Origin of the sequence: Pseudomonas sp. 18.1.10, from assembly GCF_024655625.1 — a bacterium.
In the GTDB taxonomy this organism is placed as follows: Bacteria; Pseudomonadota; Gammaproteobacteria; order Pseudomonadales; family Pseudomonadaceae; genus Aquipseudomonas.
Window position 1 is genome coordinate 15,829 of sequence record NZ_JANLGL010000016.1, and the last position, 17,199, is coordinate 33,027.

17 protein-coding genes are annotated in these 17,199 nt (G+C 57.6%); 4 read left to right on the top strand and 13 right to left on the bottom strand.

Annotated elements, in window-relative coordinates; all coding sequences use genetic code 11:
• Positions 1-3 precede the first annotated feature (3 nt).
• The 8 genes from NUV89_RS04730 to mnmG all read right to left on the bottom strand — a co-directional run bounded on the left by NUV89_RS04730 (position 4) and on the right by mnmG (position 6,596).
• The gene (locus NUV89_RS04730; protein WP_017736230.1) at positions 4-474 is read right to left on the bottom strand and encodes a F0F1 ATP synthase subunit B; all 471 of its coding nucleotides are present in this window, start codon (positions 472-474) and stop codon (positions 4-6) included.
• A gap of 56 nt (positions 475-530) precedes the next feature.
• Positions 531-788 carry a F0F1 ATP synthase subunit C gene (gene atpE / locus NUV89_RS04735; RefSeq protein ID WP_002555987.1) on the bottom strand — a complete coding sequence of 86 codons (258 nt, stop codon included), beginning with the start codon at positions 786-788 and terminating at the stop codon, positions 531-533.
• Between the two features lie 134 nt (positions 789-922).
• Positions 923-1,792 (bottom strand): F0F1 ATP synthase subunit A, encoded by an 870-nt coding sequence (atpB, locus tag NUV89_RS04740; protein WP_017736231.1) that lies wholly within the window; start codon positions 1,790-1,792, stop codon positions 923-925.
• A 16-nt stretch (positions 1,793-1,808) separates the two neighbouring features.
• On the bottom strand, positions 1,809-2,216 hold the full coding sequence (locus NUV89_RS04745) for a F0F1 ATP synthase subunit I (protein WP_017528671.1): 408 nt from the start codon (positions 2,214-2,216) through the stop codon (positions 1,809-1,811).
• 148 nt (positions 2,217-2,364) lie between these two features.
• Positions 2,365-3,237, bottom strand: a complete 873-nt coding sequence (locus tag NUV89_RS04750; RefSeq protein WP_017736232.1) for a ParB/RepB/Spo0J family partition protein — start codon at positions 3,235-3,237, stop codon at positions 2,365-2,367.
• A 9-nt stretch (positions 3,238-3,246) separates the two neighbouring features.
• Entirely contained in the window at positions 3,247-4,044 is a 798-nt protein-coding gene (locus NUV89_RS04755) for a ParA family protein (protein ID WP_017736233.1), read from the bottom strand.
• Positions 4,045-4,062: 18 nt separating this feature from the next.
• Positions 4,063-4,707, bottom strand: a complete 645-nt coding sequence (rsmG, locus tag NUV89_RS04760) for a 16S rRNA (guanine(527)-N(7))-methyltransferase RsmG (RefSeq protein ID WP_017736234.1) — start codon at positions 4,705-4,707, stop codon at positions 4,063-4,065.
• The gene (gene mnmG / locus NUV89_RS04765) at positions 4,704-6,596 is read right to left on the bottom strand and encodes a tRNA uridine-5-carboxymethylaminomethyl(34) synthesis enzyme MnmG (RefSeq protein ID WP_257780472.1); all 1,893 of its coding nucleotides are present in this window, start codon (positions 6,594-6,596) and stop codon (positions 4,704-4,706) included. The genes rsmG and mnmG overlap by 4 nt, the downstream gene beginning before the upstream one ends.
• Before the next feature lie 564 nt (positions 6,597-7,160).
• Here mnmG and NUV89_RS04770 point away from each other — a divergent pair.
• From NUV89_RS04770 to NUV89_RS04780, 3 genes are all read left to right on the top strand, one after another.
• Positions 7,161-7,667 (top strand): sigma-70 family RNA polymerase sigma factor, encoded by a 507-nt coding sequence (locus NUV89_RS04770; RefSeq protein ID WP_257780473.1) that lies wholly within the window; start codon positions 7,161-7,163, stop codon positions 7,665-7,667.
• Complete coding sequence (locus NUV89_RS04775; protein WP_257780474.1) at positions 7,667-8,611, top strand: FecR domain-containing protein; 945 nt, start codon at positions 7,667-7,669, stop codon at positions 8,609-8,611. Before NUV89_RS04770 ends, NUV89_RS04775 begins: the two co-directional genes overlap by 1 nt.
• Before the next feature lie 90 nt (positions 8,612-8,701).
• On the top strand, positions 8,702-11,128 hold the full coding sequence (locus tag NUV89_RS04780; protein ID WP_257780475.1) for a TonB-dependent siderophore receptor: 2,427 nt from the start codon (positions 8,702-8,704) through the stop codon (positions 11,126-11,128).
• 19 nt (positions 11,129-11,147) lie between these two features.
• On the opposite strand, the gene mnmE is transcribed toward NUV89_RS04780, so the two are convergent.
• The 5 genes from mnmE to rpmH all read right to left on the bottom strand — a co-directional run bounded on the left by mnmE (position 11,148) and on the right by rpmH (position 15,097).
• Positions 11,148-12,518 carry a tRNA uridine-5-carboxymethylaminomethyl(34) synthesis GTPase MnmE gene (gene mnmE / locus NUV89_RS04785; RefSeq protein ID WP_257780476.1) on the bottom strand — a complete coding sequence of 457 codons (1,371 nt, stop codon included), beginning with the start codon at positions 12,516-12,518 and terminating at the stop codon, positions 11,148-11,150.
• Between the two features lie 79 nt (positions 12,519-12,597).
• Positions 12,598-14,301 carry a membrane protein insertase YidC gene (gene yidC, locus NUV89_RS04790; RefSeq protein ID WP_124527025.1) on the bottom strand — a complete coding sequence of 568 codons (1,704 nt, stop codon included), beginning with the start codon at positions 14,299-14,301 and terminating at the stop codon, positions 12,598-12,600.
• A 2-nt stretch (positions 14,302-14,303) separates the two neighbouring features.
• Positions 14,304-14,549: a membrane protein insertion efficiency factor YidD gene (gene yidD, locus NUV89_RS04795; RefSeq protein ID WP_192298133.1), complete on the bottom strand. Its 246-nt coding sequence runs from the start codon at positions 14,547-14,549 to the stop codon at positions 14,304-14,306.
• Entirely contained in the window at positions 14,542-14,946 is a 405-nt protein-coding gene (rnpA, locus tag NUV89_RS04800) for a ribonuclease P protein component (protein WP_257780487.1), read from the bottom strand. The genes yidD and rnpA overlap by 8 nt, the downstream gene beginning before the upstream one ends.
• A 16-nt stretch (positions 14,947-14,962) precedes the next feature.
• Complete coding sequence (gene rpmH / locus NUV89_RS04805) at positions 14,963-15,097, bottom strand: 50S ribosomal protein L34 (RefSeq protein ID WP_003213577.1); 135 nt, start codon at positions 15,095-15,097, stop codon at positions 14,963-14,965.
• Positions 15,098-15,683: 586 nt separating this feature from the next.
• Here rpmH and dnaA point away from each other — a divergent pair.
• Positions 15,684-17,195: a chromosomal replication initiator protein DnaA gene (gene dnaA, locus NUV89_RS04810; RefSeq protein WP_257780477.1), complete on the top strand. Its 1,512-nt coding sequence runs from the start codon at positions 15,684-15,686 to the stop codon at positions 17,193-17,195.
• Positions 17,196-17,199: the final 4 nt, after the last annotated feature.

Consider the following 17,199-nt stretch of genomic DNA (forward strand, 5'->3'; position numbering starts at 1 on the left):
CGCTTAAATTTCAGCAGCCAGTTTGTTAACCAGCTCCGCGTGCGCGTTTTGATCGATTGTGGCACCCAGGATCTTCTCAGCACCGCCAACGGCCAGGGCACCCAGTTGGGCACGCAGCGCGTCTTTGACACTGTTCAGTTCCTGCTCGATCTCGGCCTGAGCCTGAACCTTCACACGGTCAGCGTCGATACGGGCTTTTTCAACAGCCTCTTCAACGATCTGGTTACCGCGTTTCTTGGCTTGCTCAATGATTTCGGCTGCTTGAGCTTTCGCTTCGCGCAGTTGCTGACCCGCTTTATCTTGGGCCAACTCCAGGTCGCGAGCTGCTCGTGCTGCAGCGTCCAGTCCATCCGCAATCTTCTTCTGACGTTCGTGCAGAGCTGCGATGACCGGAGGCCATACGAACTTCATGCAGAAAACGACAAAAATCAAGAACGCTAAGGACTGACCAATAATGGTTGCATTAATGTTCACGCCAATACCTCGCTCATTCGTTGCACAACACACCAATCACTCGAAAAGACGAGTGATTAACCGGCGAGTTGACCAACGAAAGGGTTCGCGAAGGTGAAGAACAGAGCGATACCAACACCGATCATGGTCACGGCGTCGAGCAGGCCGGCGACGATGAACATTTTAACTTGCAGCATTGGAACCATTTCTGGCTGACGCGCTGCGCCTTCCAGGAACTTGCCGCCCAGCAGGCCGAAACCAATGGCAGTACCCAGGGCGCCCAGGCCGATCAACAGTGCAACAGCGATAGCGGTTAGACCAACTACAGTTTCCATCTTTCCTCCCGACTTTTACGTCGTATGGTTTAGGTTTTTTAGATTTTAAAGCGGTAAAACAAATCGTTTCATAGCCCGGTAGGGCCTACCTTCCCGTTTGACCGGGAAGGACATCAGACTAGTCGAGACTGGTCTTAATGGTTCTCTTCGTGCGCCATCGACAGGTAGACGATGGTCAGCATCATGAAGATGAAGGCCTGCAGGGTGATGATCAGGATGTGGAACACAGCCCACGCCCACTGCAGAACAATGCCCAGGCCGCTAAGCCAGAGCAGGCCGCTGCCGAACATCACAGCGATCAGAATGAACACCAGCTCGCCGGCATACATGTTGCCGAACAGTCGCAGAGCCAGGGAGATCGGCTTGGCGATCAGGGTCACGAATTCCAGCAGAAAGTTCACCGGGATCAGCAGGGCTTGAACGAAGATGTTCTTGCTGCCGAACGGGTGCAGGGTCAGTTCGCCGATGAAGCCGCCGATGCCCTTGATCTTGATGCTGTAGAAAATGATCAACGCGAATACCGACAGGGCCATGCCCAGGGTAGCGTTAGGGTCAGTGGTCGATACGGCACGGAATGGGATGTGCGGGTCGCCGCTGATCGCCATGGCGAGCTGAGGAATCCAGTCAACCGGGATCAGGTCGACGGCGTTCATCAGGAACACCCAGACGAAGATGGTCAGTGCCAGCGGTGCAATCACCGGGCTACGGCCATGGAAGCTGTCTTTCACGCTGCCATCGACGAATTCGACCAATACTTCAACGAAGTTCTGCAAAGCACCTGGCTGACCGGAAGTCGCCTTCTTTGCCGCCATGCGGAAAATCAGGACGAAGATCAGACCCAATGCGACCGACCAACCCAGAGTATCCAGGTGGAAAGCCCAGAAGCCCATTTCTTTGGCCTCTGCTGCGGAGTGGGCAAAGCCCCAGCCGCCATTAGGAAGCTGACCGAAGGTCAGGTTCTGCAAGTGGTGCTGGATATAGCCCGAAGCGGTTGTTTCTGCCATGGTTGCCTCAAACGCCCTAAGGTTTCGAAAGTCTTGTTTTCATTAGCAGGGGAGCGAACCAGCTGACCAGTTGGGTCAACACGAAGACGCCGAATACAGCCAGCGGCGCCAATGGCTTCACACCTGCAAAGGTCAGTGCAAACAGCACTGCCGTCAAAATCAGTTTCCCTGCTTCGCCGGCATAAAATGACCGGACGATCGCCTGGGCTGCTCGGGCGCCGGAAAACCGAAAGGCCCTGTGAGCAAAATACATATTGGGCAGCAAGGCTATCAGGCCTCCGCAAAGTCCTGAATATCCGGCAACGACTCCATGCCAGTACCAAAGCGCCAAAGCGGCGATCAGCGAAATGACAAATTGAGCCAATAAAACCGGAAAAACAGCCAAGCGATGGAACGGCAACGTGTTTGGCGTGCGGGTTTCCATCACTCTTGCTCCTCAATGGTCGGCTGCCGGAAATCAATAACTTGGCATAATTTGTGCCGACAAAATGCGCGCAGAGTATAGGGGCGGTTCTGCCCCTATTCAACTGCCGGGTAGTGATTTCCGATCACACGCTACATGAGTAAATGTTTCAGCGGATGTGGGCAAGGACGCCCTGCAGCTCATCGAGAGAGTTATAGCCGATGACCAATTGGCCTTTGCCTTTCTTCCCGTGGCGAATCTGCACCGCAGAGCCTAGGCGTTCGGCCAGGCGCTGCTCGAGACGGGCGATATCCGGATCAGGTTTGCTCGTTTCGACCGGTGCAGGTTTGCCGCTCAACCACTGGCGAACCAGGGCCTCGGTCTGACGAACGGTGAGCCCTCGTGCGACAACGTGTCGCGCCCCTTCAACCTGTTGATTTTCCGGCAAACCCAGCAAAGCACGGGCGTGACCCATTTCCAGGTCGCCATGGGACAGCATGGTCTTGATGACTTCCGGCAGCGCGATCAATCGCAGCAGGTTGGACACGGTCACGCGGGACTTGCCCACTGCGTCGGCCACTTGCTGCTGGGTCAGCTGGAATTCCTGCTGCAAGCGCTGCAACGCAATCGCTTCTTCGACCGGGTTGAGGTCTTCACGCTGGATGTTCTCGATCAACGCCATGGCGATCGCGGTTTCATCCGGCACATCGCGCACCATCGCCGGGATGGTTTCCTTGCCGGCCTGCTGGCTGGCACGCCAGCGGCGTTCACCGGCGATGATTTCAAAGCGCCCGCCACCGATCGGGCGGACCACGATCGGCTGCATCACGCCCTGGGCCTTGATCGAATTGGCCAGTTCTTCCAGCGCCTGGGGGTCCATGTCCCGGCGTGGCTGGTATTTGCCGCGCTGGATCAGGTCCAGGGGCAGGTGTTGCAGCTCGCGCTCGTCGGCCTGCACCGCTTGCTCTTCAAGCGATGTGACGGTCGGACCACTCAGCAGTGCATCCAGTCCACGTCCGAGACCTCGTTTCTTGACGGCCATGGGGATTCCTTAAGTTGGCTGGGCTGCAGCGGTGCGTGAGTTGCGGCGTTGACGGCGAACCATCTCGCCGGCCAGGGCCAGGTAGGCAATGGCGCCACGCGAGGATTTGTCGTACGCCAGCGCAGGCATGCCGTAGCTTGGCGCTTCGGCCAGACGGATGTTGCGCGGGATCACCGTGTCGTAGAGCTGGTCGCCAAAGTGTTCCTTGAGCTGCGCCGACACGTCGTTCATCAGGCTCAGGCGCGGATCGAACATGGTCCGCAACAGGCCTTCGATCTGCAGGTTCGGGTTGAGCAACTCGGCGATGCGCTTGATGTTATCCACAAGGTCGCTCAAACCTTCCAGCGCGTAGTACTCGCACTGCATGGGGATAATCACCCCATCGGCGGCCACCAACGCGTTCAGCGTGAGCATCGACAGCGATGGTGGGCAGTCGATCAAAATGTAATCGTAGTTCTCGCGGATCGGCGCCAAGGCGCTACGCAGACGGCTTTCCTTCATCTGCATTTCCAGCAGCACCACTTCCGCCGCGGTCAGATCGCGGTTGGCCGGCAGCAGTTGGTAACCACCGTGCTCGGAGAAGTGCATGGCCTGGGCCAGGTCGCACTCGCCGATGAGCAAGTCATAGACCGAGTTTTCCAGGCCGTGTTTATCCACACCGCTACCCATGGTGGCGTTGCCCTGTGGATCGAGATCGATCAACAGCACCCGGCGCTTGGTAGCCACCAGGGATGCTGCGAGGTTGATGCAGGTGGTGGTTTTGCCCACGCCACCTTTCTGGTTCGCTATCGCGAATACCTTAGCCATTCTTGCTTGTGTTCCCAATCATGCCGTGCGGCGCAGTATCAGCAGATGGCGTTGGCCTTGGCAACCGGGTACGGCCAAGGCGTGTTCGCTATCGAGGTGGAAGTCTGCCGGCAATGCTAACAGCTCGTCGCTTGGATGGACGCCCTTCATTGCCAGCCAGCGGGTGTCACGGTCGCCGAGGTGGCGAGTCCAGTTGCTGAAGTTCTCCATGCTGCTGAAGGCCCGGGAAACAATTCCGTTGAAGGGCTGCTCAGGCGTGAAGGCTTCGACGCGACTGTGGATAACGTGCAGGTTGTCCAGCTTGAGTTCGAGTTTGACCTGGGTCAGGAAGCGGGTTTTCTTGCCGTTGCTGTCCAGGCAGGTCACTTGCGACTCGGGAAACAGGATGGCCAGGGGAATGCCGGGCATGCCACCGCCACTGCCGACGTCGAGCCAGCGACCGTTTTCGATAAACGGCATCACGCTCAGGCTGTCGAGCAAGTGACGCGAAACCATTTCGTCCGGATCGCGCACCGCAGTCAGGTTGTAGGCCTTGTTCCATTTGATCAACAGGGCCAGGTAGCCCAGCAGCAATTCGTGCTGGGCCGGGGTCAGGTCGACGCCCAACTGACGCGCACCTGTGGATAACTCTTCGGCGTGTTGCGAGGTGACCAACGAACTCAAGCGCTTTGCTCCAACTGACGGCCCGCGCCGCGTTTTTTCAAATGAATCATCAACAGCGAAATGGCTGCCGGCGTGACGCCGGGGATGCGTGAAGCCTGGCCCAGGGTTTCTGGCCGAGTTACCCCCAGCTTGCTTTGAATTTCTTTCGACAGCCCGGAAATCCCGGTGTAATCGATATCCACAGGCAGCTTGGTGTCTTCACTGGCCCGCAGGCGAGCGATCTCATCCTGCTGGCGGTCAATGTAACCGGCGTACTTGGTCTTGATCTCGACCTGTTCGGCGACCTGTGGATCTTCTGCGCCGCCGCCAGTCACTTCGACCAGACCAGCGTAGTCGATTTCCGGGCGCGACAGCAGGTTGAGCAAGTTGTACTCGTGGGTCAGCGGCGTGCCGAATTTCTCGGCAATCGCATCGCCCTGCTCGGTGCCTGGGCGAACCCAAGTGCTTTTCAGGCGTTGCTCTTCCAGGGTGATGCTTTCGCGTTTCTTGCAGAAGGCTTCCCAACGCGCGTCATCGACCAAGCCCAGCTCGCGACCTTTTTCGGTCAGGCGCAGGTCGGCGTTGTCTTCGCGCAGGATCAGGCGGTATTCCGCCCGGGAAGTGAACATCCGGTACGGTTCCTGGGTACCCAGGGTAATCAGGTCATCCACCAACACGCCGATGTACGCTTCATCGCGGCGCGGGCACCAGCTGTCTTTGCCCTGTGCGCGCAGCGCGGCGTTGGTCCCGGCCAGCAAACCTTGGGCGCCGGCTTCTTCGTAACCGGTGGTGCCGTTGATTTGTCCGGCGAAGAACAGACCGCCGATCACTTTGGTTTCCAGGCTGTACTTCAGGTCACGCGGATCGAAATAGTCGTACTCGATGGCGTAGCCCGGACGCACGATGTGCGCGTTTTCCATGCCGCGAATCGACTGCACGATCTGGATTTGCACGTCGAACGGCAGGGAAGTGGAAATCCCGTTCGGGTACAGCTCGTGGGTGGTCAAGCCTTCGGGCTCGATAAAGACCTGGTGGCTTTCCTTGTCGGCAAAGCGATGGATCTTGTCTTCAATCGATGGGCAATAACGCGGGCCAATACCTTCGATCACCCCGGAATACATCGGCGAACGGTCGAGGTTCGCGGCAATGATTTCGTGGGTGCGCGCATTGGTGTGGGTAATCCAGCAGCTCACCTGTTTCGGGTGCTGCTCTTTGGACCCCATGAACGACATCACCGGGATCGGTGTATCGCCGGCCTGTTCGGTCATCACCGAGAAATCCACAGAACGCCCATCGATACGCGGCGGGGTCCCGGTTTTCAGGCGACCGACGCGCAGCGGCAATTCACGCAGGCGTTTTGCCAGGGCAATCGACGGCGGATCACCGGCGCGACCGCCGGAATAGTTCTGCATACCGATGTGGATAAGTCCGCCGAGGAAGGTACCGGTGGTCAACACCACGGATTCTGCGAAGAAACGCAGGCCCATTTGGGTGACAACACCGCGTACTTGATCCTGTTCAACGATCAGGTCATCCGCAGCCTGCTGAAATATCCACAGGTTCGGTTGGTTTTCCAGGGTTTCGCGTACGGCCGCCTTGTACAGGATGCGGTCGGCTTGTGCCCGAGTGGCACGCACGGCCGGGCCTTTACGGCTGTTGAGCACGCGAAATTGAATACCACCCTTGTCGGTAGCCATGGCCATCACGCCGCCAAGGGCGTCGATTTCTTTAACCAGATGGCTCTTGCCGATCCCACCAATGGCGGGGTTGCAACTCATTGCACCGAGGGTTTCCACGTTGTGCGTGAGCAACAGGGTTTTTACGCCCATGCGTGCTGACGCCAGTGCTGCCTCGGTACCGGCATGACCGCCGCCGATGACGATCACTTCAAAACGGGAAGGGAAATCCACCACGCACCTCGTGCCTGCTTATGTAGGTAATCAGGAATTGTCTGTTGAAAGGGTTTTGGAGCTTTGGCGGCAAGTATAGGGACTTCGCCCTTCCTAAAGAACCCTTTGCACAAAATTTAACCAGCTGTGGATGAATCACGGACAATAGAAATTAAAAGAGAGAAATTTATTAAATCTTTGTTTTTATGTTTATTTCTACTGAGCCAACTTTCTGTGGATAGATCTCTACAAGCCTTTATTTACGTTGTGTACAGCGATTCAAAAGTCTGTGGTCATGTGCCAATGAGGCCCTTGGATAAGTGCTTTAAGCCTGTGGATTAAACAGGTGGTTATCCACAGGCGGGCTTATCTTCAGTTTTCAAGCCCTGTTATCAACTGGGCACAGGGGCGGTTATTCACAGGGCTTAATCCACAGAAATCGATGAATAGCGGGGTATTTCGGGCGTGGCGAAGCCGCCGCAATCTTTCGATTCGCAGCTGGGCCCGTAAAAGAGAGACCTATTGTGAGAAAACCGCAGTGCAGTTAATAATAGCGATTATCATTAACCTGCCTTGTCGCGCCCTATGTCCCCTCCTTCACACACGGCTGCTGTCCAGCACATCTACGAACAGCACCATTCGTGGCTGCAGGGATGGCTCAAAGGTAAATTGCATAACGCTTGCGATGCGGCCGACGTGGCGCACGATACGTTTGTGCGAATCCTGGGCGGGCGCCATGCGGCGCAGATCATGGAACCGCGTGACTATCTGGCGACCATTGCCAGAGGCCTGGTGATTGACCGATATCGCCGGCACGCCGTTGAACAGGCCTATAAGCAAACCCTGGCCGAGCGCCCTGAAGCCACAGCCATCAGCGAAGAAGACAAGGCAATCATCATCGAAACCCTGGTGGCTGTGGATAAAGCACTGTCTGGCCTGGGGGAGCGAGCGCGGCGGATTTTCATGCTGTCGCAGATCGATGGCCTGACTTATCAACAAATCGCCGATCAACTGCAGGTTTCCCTGACCACCGTGAAAAAACATATGGTCCGCGCGCTGACCGAGTGCGCATTGATTATGGCCGGCCTCTGATGGCAGCGCCTGACCGCAAGACCTTCGAGGCGGCTGCCAGCTGGTATGTGCAGTTTCAGTCCCAGCCGCCAACACCTGCCGAACGATACGCCTGGCAACAATGGCTCAATGGCGATCCTTCTCATCAGGCGGCGTGGAACCAGATGGAGCAATTGCAGCGCAGCCTCGGTGCCCTGCCCCAGGACGTTACCCGCCGAGCATTGTCGACCACGCAACAACGCCGGCAGGTGCTCAAGTGGATGCTGGCACTCGGTAGCACTGGATATCTCGGTTGGAATGTTCAGCAACACACGTCCCTGGGCAACGTATGGGCCGACTACCGCACGGCTGTAGGACAGCGGCGGCGTATCGAACTGGCCGACGGTACGCAGATTGACCTCAATACCGGCACCGCCATCGATGTCGCGTTCGATGGACGCCAGCGCCTGATTCGCCTGCGCGAAGGCGAAGTACTTATCCACACCGGTAAACTGAGTGGCCAAACGCCCTTTTATGTCGACACTCGCCAAGGCCGGGTCCAGGCATTGGGCACACGATTCAGCGTGCGCCAACTGGCGGATTCCACACGGGTCGGTGTTTTGGAGGACACGGTGAGCGTGTCGCCAGGCGATCAGCCTGCACACCGGCGTGTGCTCGTCGCCGGCGAAAGTGCTGACTTCGATCGGCAAAACGTAGGACCGGATCAACAGTATTTTCGTACTCAAGCGGCTTGGGTTGATGGCCAGTTGATCGTATTGGACGCGCGGCTCGGTGACGTCATCGACGAACTGGCCCGTTACCGCACCGGCACCCTCCTGTGCGACCGGGCTTCGCAGCGCCTGCGCGTGTCCGGGACGTTCCGCCTGGATTCCACCGATGCCGTGCTGGCCAACCTGCAGGCGACGCTGCCGATCCAGGTGAAATACTTCACCCGCTATTGGGTGTCGGTGCAGCGAATCGGCTGACAAAAAAATAGTCCACAAGGGGGTTATCTTTTTTCTACCTGGCGCGGCCCTACAGGTAATTACGACGCAACCTTCAGGGCTTCCTCACACATGCGCCTTCCTAACCCGCTTCGCCAGCTACTCTCCTGCCACGGCATTACGTACGGTCTACTGTTGAGCACCGCCACTGCCGTCGGGGTGTTCCTGCCTTCCAGTGCGATGGCTGCGCACTACAGCATTGCCGCCGGTCCGCTGGACAGCGCCTTGAGCCAATTCGCCGCCAGGGCCAATATCATTCTGTCTTTTTCCCCACAGCAAACCGCACGATTGCGCAGTCCGGGGTTGGTTGGGGATTACTCGGTAGAGCAGGGTTTTGCACAGCTACTGCGGGAATCTGGCCTACAGGCCGTCGTCCAGGCTCCGGGCAGCTATGTACTTCAAGCCGCGCCCACCGGGGAATTGACCCTGGCCCCGACCACCATCAGTACTTATCAACAGGCTGGTTTCACTCAGGAGATCGCCGCAGACGTCGGCTACAAGGCCCAAAACAGCCGGGTCGGCACCAAGACCAGTACGCCTTTGTCGGAAACTCCGCGCTCGGTCTCGGTCGTCACCGGCCAGCGCATCAAGGACCAGAAGTCCCAGACCCTGACCGAAGTGCTCGGTTATGTGCCCGGTATCTTCGCGCCGCCGTTCGCCGCCGGTGATGGTCTGGCGGGTGACCTGTTTTTCATTCGCGGTTTCAACGCCACCGATTACGGCTACGGATTGCTGCGCGATGGCCTACGCGTACAAGGCAATCGGTACGACACTACCAGCGAGCCCTATGGCCTGGAACGGGTCGAGATCTTCCGTGGCCCGTCGTCCCTGCTTTATGGTGAAAACGCCCCCGGCGGCCTGGTGAACCTGGTGAGCAAGCACCCAACCAGCGCGCCACAGGGCGAAGTGCAACTGGGTTACGGCTCGAATAACCGTCGCCAACTGGGTGTGGATATCTCCGGCCCGCTCACGGACGCCGGCAACATTCTGGGGCGCGTGGTGATGCTTGGCCGCAAGTCCGACACCCAGACGGACCATGTGCCGGACGACCGCCTCTACATCGCGCCGTCCCTGACCCTGAATTTCGACGATTACAACACCCTGACGCTGTTGGCCAACTACCAGAAAGACCACACCAATCTGGAGCTTGGCTTACCCGCCGCAGGTACTTTGCTGACCAACCCGAATGGCAAGTTATCCAAGCACACCATGCTCGGCGACCCGAGTTGGAACACCTTTGAGCGGGAAGCCTGGAGTACGGGCTATGAGTTTAGCCACAGCTTCAATGACGATTGGCAGTTCCGCCAGAACTCGCGTTACATGCAGTCACGCATTAACCGCCATGAGACCTGGCCGGGCGACCTGAACAATCAGGGCTTCGGCACCCGGCTGAATATGAACGCCTACGACCGCTACAACAAGTCGATGGTGTACTCCCTGGATAACCAACTCGAGGGAAAATTCCAGCTGGGCGACCTGGAAAACACCCTCCTGTTCGGCGCGAGCTACGATCGGACCTCGTTCAACCAGGACTGGGACGCGGGTTTCGCCGGGACCATCAATGTGTATAACCCGGTTTACCTGCGTGAACCGACCACACCGCTCGCTATCCAAAACACCCTGCTGGAACAGCAGATGAAAGGGGTTTATGCACAGGTCCAGAGCAAGTACGACCACTGGCTGTTTTTGCTCGGCGGGCGCCAGGATTGGGTCGATAGCCAATTCCGGGACAAGGTGAAACCCTCATCGGACTCAAGCACCACCGAGCAGAAGTTCACCTACCAGGGCGGTGTGATGTACCAGTTCGACAACGGCCTTACGCCGTATGTCAGCTACTCCACTGCGTTCGTCCCGGTTCAACAGATCTCGGTCACAGGTTCTCCGCTCAAGCCAATCACCAGCCGCCAATACGAAGTGGGTGTGAAGTACGAGCCGATCGGTTGGGACACGGCGATGACGCTGTCGGTGTATGACCTGCGCAAACAGGACGATACCTACCTCGACAGCACCACCAACACCTACCGCCAAGTGGGCGAAAGCCGGGCCAAGGGCGCCGAAGTGGAGATCAACAGCAACATCACCCCGAACCTGAATCTGACGGCGGCCTACACCTACACCGACGCGCGGATTACCAAGGACACGGCCGGTTCATTGGTGGAGGGAAACCAGATGACTGGTGTTCCGCGCAACCAGGCATCTGTGTGGGGTAAATATCGATTCTTGGAAGGCCAACTCAAAGGCCTGTCCCTGGGCGGTGGCGTGCGTTACTTCGATAGCGCCTATTCCTACACCAAGCCAACCCTCTACGGGAAACTCGACCCCGGCAGCGTCACATTGGTGGATGCGGCCATCGGCTACCAGATCGATACCCACTGGTCGGTCGACCTGAACGCCAAGAACCTGTTCGACAAGGAATATGTATCCGGTTGCAACGATGCAGGGCGTTGCTACTGGGGCGACAGCCGTACCTTGCTCGGTACGGTGTCGTATAACTGGTAACGCGCTGTGGATAACTCGGCTATTTGCCGATGCAGAAACTGGAAAAGATCCGCCCCAACAAATCATCGGAGCTGAACGCACCGGTAATTTCCCCCAACAGCTGCTGCGCCTGGCGTAAATCCTCGGCCAGCAGCTCTCCGGCGCCCGCCAGGGTCAGTTGGGCCCGACCATGCTCGAGTGCCGCGCTGGCATGGCGCAGCGCCTCCAGGTGCCTGCGACGTGCGCTGAAGCTGCTTTCCGAGGTCTGCTCGTAGCCCATGCAAGCCTTGAGATGATCACGCAGCAATTCCAGGCCGTCCCCTGCCGCCTTGGCGCTCAGGCTGATGGTGACGTGGCCATCCTCGCTGGTTTCCATGGCAATCGCCTCGCCCGTCAGGTCAGCCTTGTTACGGATCAACGTGACTTTGGCCGGGTCTGGCCGCTGTTCGAGGAATTCCGGCCACAGGGCAAAGGGGTCCACCGCCTCAGGCGCGGTGGCATCCACCACCAGCAACACGCGATCGGCCTCACTGATGGCCTTGAGGGCCCGTTCCACGCCGATTTTTTCGACCTGGTCATCGGTGTCACGCAAACCGGCGGTATCGACCACATGCAGCGGCATGCCATCGATGTGGATATGTTCGCGCAGGATATCCCGCGTCGTGCCGGCAATCTCAGTGACGATGGCCGCTTCGCGCCCGGCCAGGGCGTTGAGCAGGCTGGATTTGCCGGCATTGGGGCGCCCGGCGATCACCACCGTCATGCCATCACGCAGCAATGCGCCCTGCCCGGCTTCGCGCAGCACTGTGGATAACTCCTCACGGACTTTATCCAGCATCGCCAGCACATGGCCATCGGCGAGGAAGTCGATTTCCTCTTCGGGAAAATCAATCGCCGCCTCGACATAGATCCGCAAGCTGATGAGCTGCTCGGTCAAGTTATGCACACGCAGGGAAAACGCTCCCTGCAACGAGCGCAGCGCATTGCGTGCAGCTTGTGCAGAACTGGCCTCGATCAAGTCGGCGATCGCTTCGGCCTGGGCCAGGTCGAGCTTGTCGTTCAGGAACGCGCGTTCGCTGAATTCCCCCGGCCGCGCGAGGCGGCAGCCCAATTGCAGGCAGCGCTGCAGCAACATGTCCAGGACGACCGGGCCTCCGTGGCCCTGCAGTTCCAGGACATCTTCACCGGTAAACGAATTCGGTCCCGGGAAATAGAGGGCCAGGCCTTCGTCCAACACGCTTTGGTCAGCATCGAGGAAGGGGCCGTAATGTGCGTAGCGCGGTTTCAATTCCCGCCCGCTGATGGCCTGGGCAGCCACGCCGGCAAGCGGCCCGGAAATACGCACAATACCGACACCGCCGCGACCTTGAGCGGTAGCGACAGCAGCGATGGTTTCACGAGGAGCACTCATCAGCAGGTTCCAGAACAAAAGTGACGGAAAGCAAAACGCCCCACGAGGGGGCGTCTTGAGTGGTTACCCACAGAGTAAATTACGCTTCGGCTTTTTTGGTAGCCGCTTCGATTTTACGTGTGATGTACCACTGTTGAGAGATCGACAACACGTTGTTGACTACCCAGTACAGCACCAGACCCGCTGGGAACCACAGGAAGAAGAAGGTGAAGATGATTGGCATCATTTTCATCACCTTGGCCTGCATCGGGTCCGGCGGAGTCGGGTTCAGACGCTGCTGGATAAACATGGTCGCGCCCATGATGATCGGCAGGATAAAGAACGGGTCTTTGATCGACAGGTCAGTAATCCACAGGATGAACGGCGCCTGACGCATTTCCACGCTTTCCAGGAGAACCCAGTAAAGCGACAGGAATACCGGCATCTGTACCAGAATCGGCAAGCATCCACCCAGCGGGTTGATCTTCTCTTTCTTGTACAGCTCCATCATGGCCTGCGACATTTTCTGCCGGTCATCACCATGCTGCTCTTTCAACGCGGCCAGTTTCGGGGCCACGGCACGCATGCGCGCCATCGACTTGTAGCTGGCTGCCGACAGAGGGAAGAAGATCCCCTTAATCAGCATGGTCAGGAAGATGATCGAGAAGCCCCAGTTACCGACGATGCTGTGGATATGTTGCAGCAGCCAGAAGATCGGCTGGGCAATGAACCACAGGATGCCGTAGTCCACAGTCAGTTCCAGACCTGGGGACAACTCTTTGAGCACAGCCTGGCTTTTCGGGCCGGCGTACAGAGTGGCGCTGGTTTCAGCCTTGGCACCTGGTGCGACGGTCAACGCCGGGCCCGTGTAGCCAATGATGTAGTTGCCTTTGGTGTCCTTGCGCGCCGCGACCAAGTTGTTCTGGCCAGGCTGAGGAATCCACGCGGTCACGAAGTAGTGTTGCAACCAAGCAACCCAGCCACCGTTCACGTTATAGGTGATCGGTGCCTTTTGTTTGTCTTCGGCGACCTTGTCGATATCTTTCATCGACACTTTTTTGTACGGCTCCGAACTTGTCCACAGGGCAGCGCCCAGGTAAGTCGCGGTACCAGTAGCGGTGCTGGACGACGGATCGGAGCTGGCGTCACGCTTGAGCTGGGCAAACATTGCGCCAGTCCAGGGCTGCGCGCTCTGGTTGTCGATCAAGTAGGTGACAACGATGTCGTACAGGCCGCGTTTCAGGGTGAAACGCTTGATGTAGTTGACGCCGTCCTTGCTGAACTTCAAGTCGACGACCAACTGGTCCTGGCCATCGGCCAGTTGATAACTCTTCTTCTCCGAGGAGAAAACCGGACGACCGGTAGGGCTCGCATCCGGGCCGTTGGTGCCAATCAAGCCACTTTGAGCCTGATAAACACGTTCGCCACCGTTATCGAACAACTGGAATGGAATTTCCGGGTGATCCTGACGACGCGGGTACAGAGGAAGTGTCAGTTTGGCAACATCGCCACCTTGCGGGTCGATAGCCAGGTCCAATACATCCGTTTTTACCTGGATGAGGTCTGTGCTGGCGGCAACTGGGACTTCTGCGGGTGCGTTTGTTTCGCCCGCTGCGCGTGGAATGTCATCACTGGCGGCAGTGTTGGTGCCACTCACTGTATCGGGAAGCCCCGCTGGAACAGCATTGGCAGCAACATTCTGAGTCGGCAGGGCAGCTTGGCCGTAGTCCTGGTTCCAATTAAGGACCATGACGTAGGACACGATTGCCAGGGCGACGATCAGGATCGTGCGTTTAATATCCATGATTACTCGGCCATCGAAGAAGAACGGGAGGTAGGGATAGGTGGAACCGGGTCATAACCACCGGCATTCCACGGATGACAGCGACCTAAACGACGAAAGGTCAGCCAGCCACCGCGCAGAAGACCATGATTTTCTATGGCCTCTAACGCGTAGCAGGAACAACTGGGGTAGAAACGACAGTGGTTGGCCATCAGGGGACTAATGGCATAGCGATAAAACTGGATCGGAACGATTGCCAGTTTACGCATCAGGACTGTCTACCCCTACAGTTTCGGTGCTGACTGCTGGTGTTGGCTTGTTGGTACGCGCCAAACGTTTCCAGAGCTTGCCGAAATGCTGAATCAATTCGGGGTTTTCTACGTCCCCCAAGCCTTTGCGCGCGACGATAACAATATCCCAACCAACCAGAGTGTCCTGGTGGAGGCGAAACGATTCGCGCATCAGACGCTTGAGGCGATTGCGCTCAACGGAGAGCTTTACGCTCTTCTTGCCGATCACCAACCCGAGACGGGGGTGATCCAGATCGTTGTTACGCGCAAGGAGCAGGAGATTTTTCCCCGGAACCTTGCCGGTGGGGGAGTCAAAGACTGCCTTGAAGTGCCGGGGGGTAAGCAGACGCTTTTCCCGACTGAAGTCCTGACTCACCGCAGGTACCGGATTATCAAACTGCCAGACGTGCACGACCTTTGGCGCGACGACGCGACAGGACAGCACGGCCGTTCTTGGTAGCCATGCGAGCACGGAAACCGTGAGTGCGGGCGCGTTTGATGGTGCTTGGTTGGAAAGTACGTTTCATGGCGTTGTTACCTGGTTCGTCCACAACGGGCCGGAATGGCCCCCGTTTTAAGAGACCGGCGATTCTAGAGAAAGCAAGCCTCTAGGTCAATTTCCAACCAGCTTTTCCTTCAATTAGATCTCTATACGGCAAAGCGCCCTTTTCTATCCGCTCGGCTTTCACGAGCAATGCCCTAGATATAAAAATAAAGAAGGAAGTTATTTAAAGCTTTTCTGTAAAGCTTATAAAAGCTAGGGCGGCGATCATCTGTGGATAACTGCCTTGAGGCCATATTCCACCTGATGTACAGAGAATGACAACACGGGGGAGAAACTGGGCTCTGCCTGTGCTGCGCTGTCGGATAAGCTGTGGGTGGAATGGGTTGTTATCCACAGGCCAGTTACCCACAGACTTTCGCCCCCACTTGTACAACGACCTTAGGTGCGCTTATCCACAGAGCTTATGCACAGACCATTGGTCGCTTTTTTTGTGGTTAACGCATTGATTTTGGCTGCCTTGTGCGCAACCTACATGTGGATAAGTGGGCAGCGCGCCGCTACAATGGCGGCTGTTTTTGCCTCACCGGCTTTCAACTTAGGGGATATCCGTGTCAGTGGAACTTTGGCAGCAGTGCGTGGAGCTTTTGCGCGAGGAGCTGCCTGCCCAGCAATTCAACACCTGGATCCGTCCACTACAAGTCGAAGCCGAAGGCGACGAGTTGCGTGTTTACGCACCCAATCGGTTTGTTCTCGACTGGGTCAACGAGAAGTACCTGAGCCGCGTGCTCGAGTTGCTCGACGAACATGGCAATGGCGTCGCGCCGGTGCTCTCCTTATTAATAGGTAGCAAGCGCAGCTCCGCGCCCCGCGCTGCACCGAATGCGCCGTTGGCCGCTGCTGCTTCGCAAGCCCAGGCAGTGAATGCACCGGCGGCACCTGCGCCGGCGCCCGCGCCATCCAAGGCCTCCGCGCAGAAAAGCGCGCCGCAGAACGAGGAGCCGTCACGCGACAGCTTTGACCCGATGGCCGGCGCCAGCTCCCAGCAAGCACCGGTTCGCGCCGAACAGCGCACCGTGCAAGTCGAAGGCGCGCTCAAGCACACCAGCTACCTGAACCGCACCTTTACCTTTGAGAACTTCGTCGAAGGTAAATCCAACCAGTTGGCCCGCGCTGCCGCCTGGCAGGTCGCCGATAACCCCAAGCATGGTTACAACCCGCTCTTCCTTTATGGTGGCGTTGGCTTGGGTAAGACTCACTTGATGCACGCTGTGGGTAACCACCTATTAAAGAAGAACCCGAATGCCAAGGTTGTGTACCTGCACTCGGAGCGCTTCGTGGCTGACATGGTCAAGGCCTTGCAGCTCAATGCTATCAACGAGTTCAAACGGTTCTACCGTTCCGTTGATGCCTTGCTGATCGATGACATTCAATTCTTCGCGCGCAAGGAACGTTCACAGGAAGAGTTCTTCCACACCTTCAACGCCCTGCTCGAAGGCGGTCAACAGGTCATCTTGACCAGTGACCGCTACCCGAAGGAAATCGAAGGCCTGGAAGAGCGCTTGAAGTCGCGCTTCGGCTGGGGCCTCACCGTTGCGGTAGAACCGCCGGAGCTGGAAACCCGCGTCGCGATCCTGATGAAAAAGGCCGACCAGGCGAAAGTCGACCTGCCCCACGACGCCGCCTTCTTTATCGCCCAGCGCATTCGTTCCAACGTGCGTGAGCTGGAAGGCGCACTCAAGCGGGTCATCGCCCACTCGCACTTCATGGGCCGCGATATCACCATCGAGTTGATTCGCGAATCCCTGAAAGACCTGCTGGCGCTGCAAGATAAACTGGTGAGTGTGGATAACATCCAACGCACGGTTGCCGAATACTACAAAATCAAGATTTCCGACTTGTTGTCCAAGCGCCGTTCGCGCTCGGTGGCACGTCCACGGCAAGTGGCCATGGCGCTCTCCAAAGAGCTGACCAACCACAGCCTGCCGGAAATCGGCGATGTGTTTGGTGGCCGCGATCACACCACTGTGTTGCACGCGTGCCGCAAAATCAACGAACTCAAGGAATCCGACGCGGATATTCGCGAGGACTACAAGAACCTGCTGCGTACACTGACAACGTGATGAC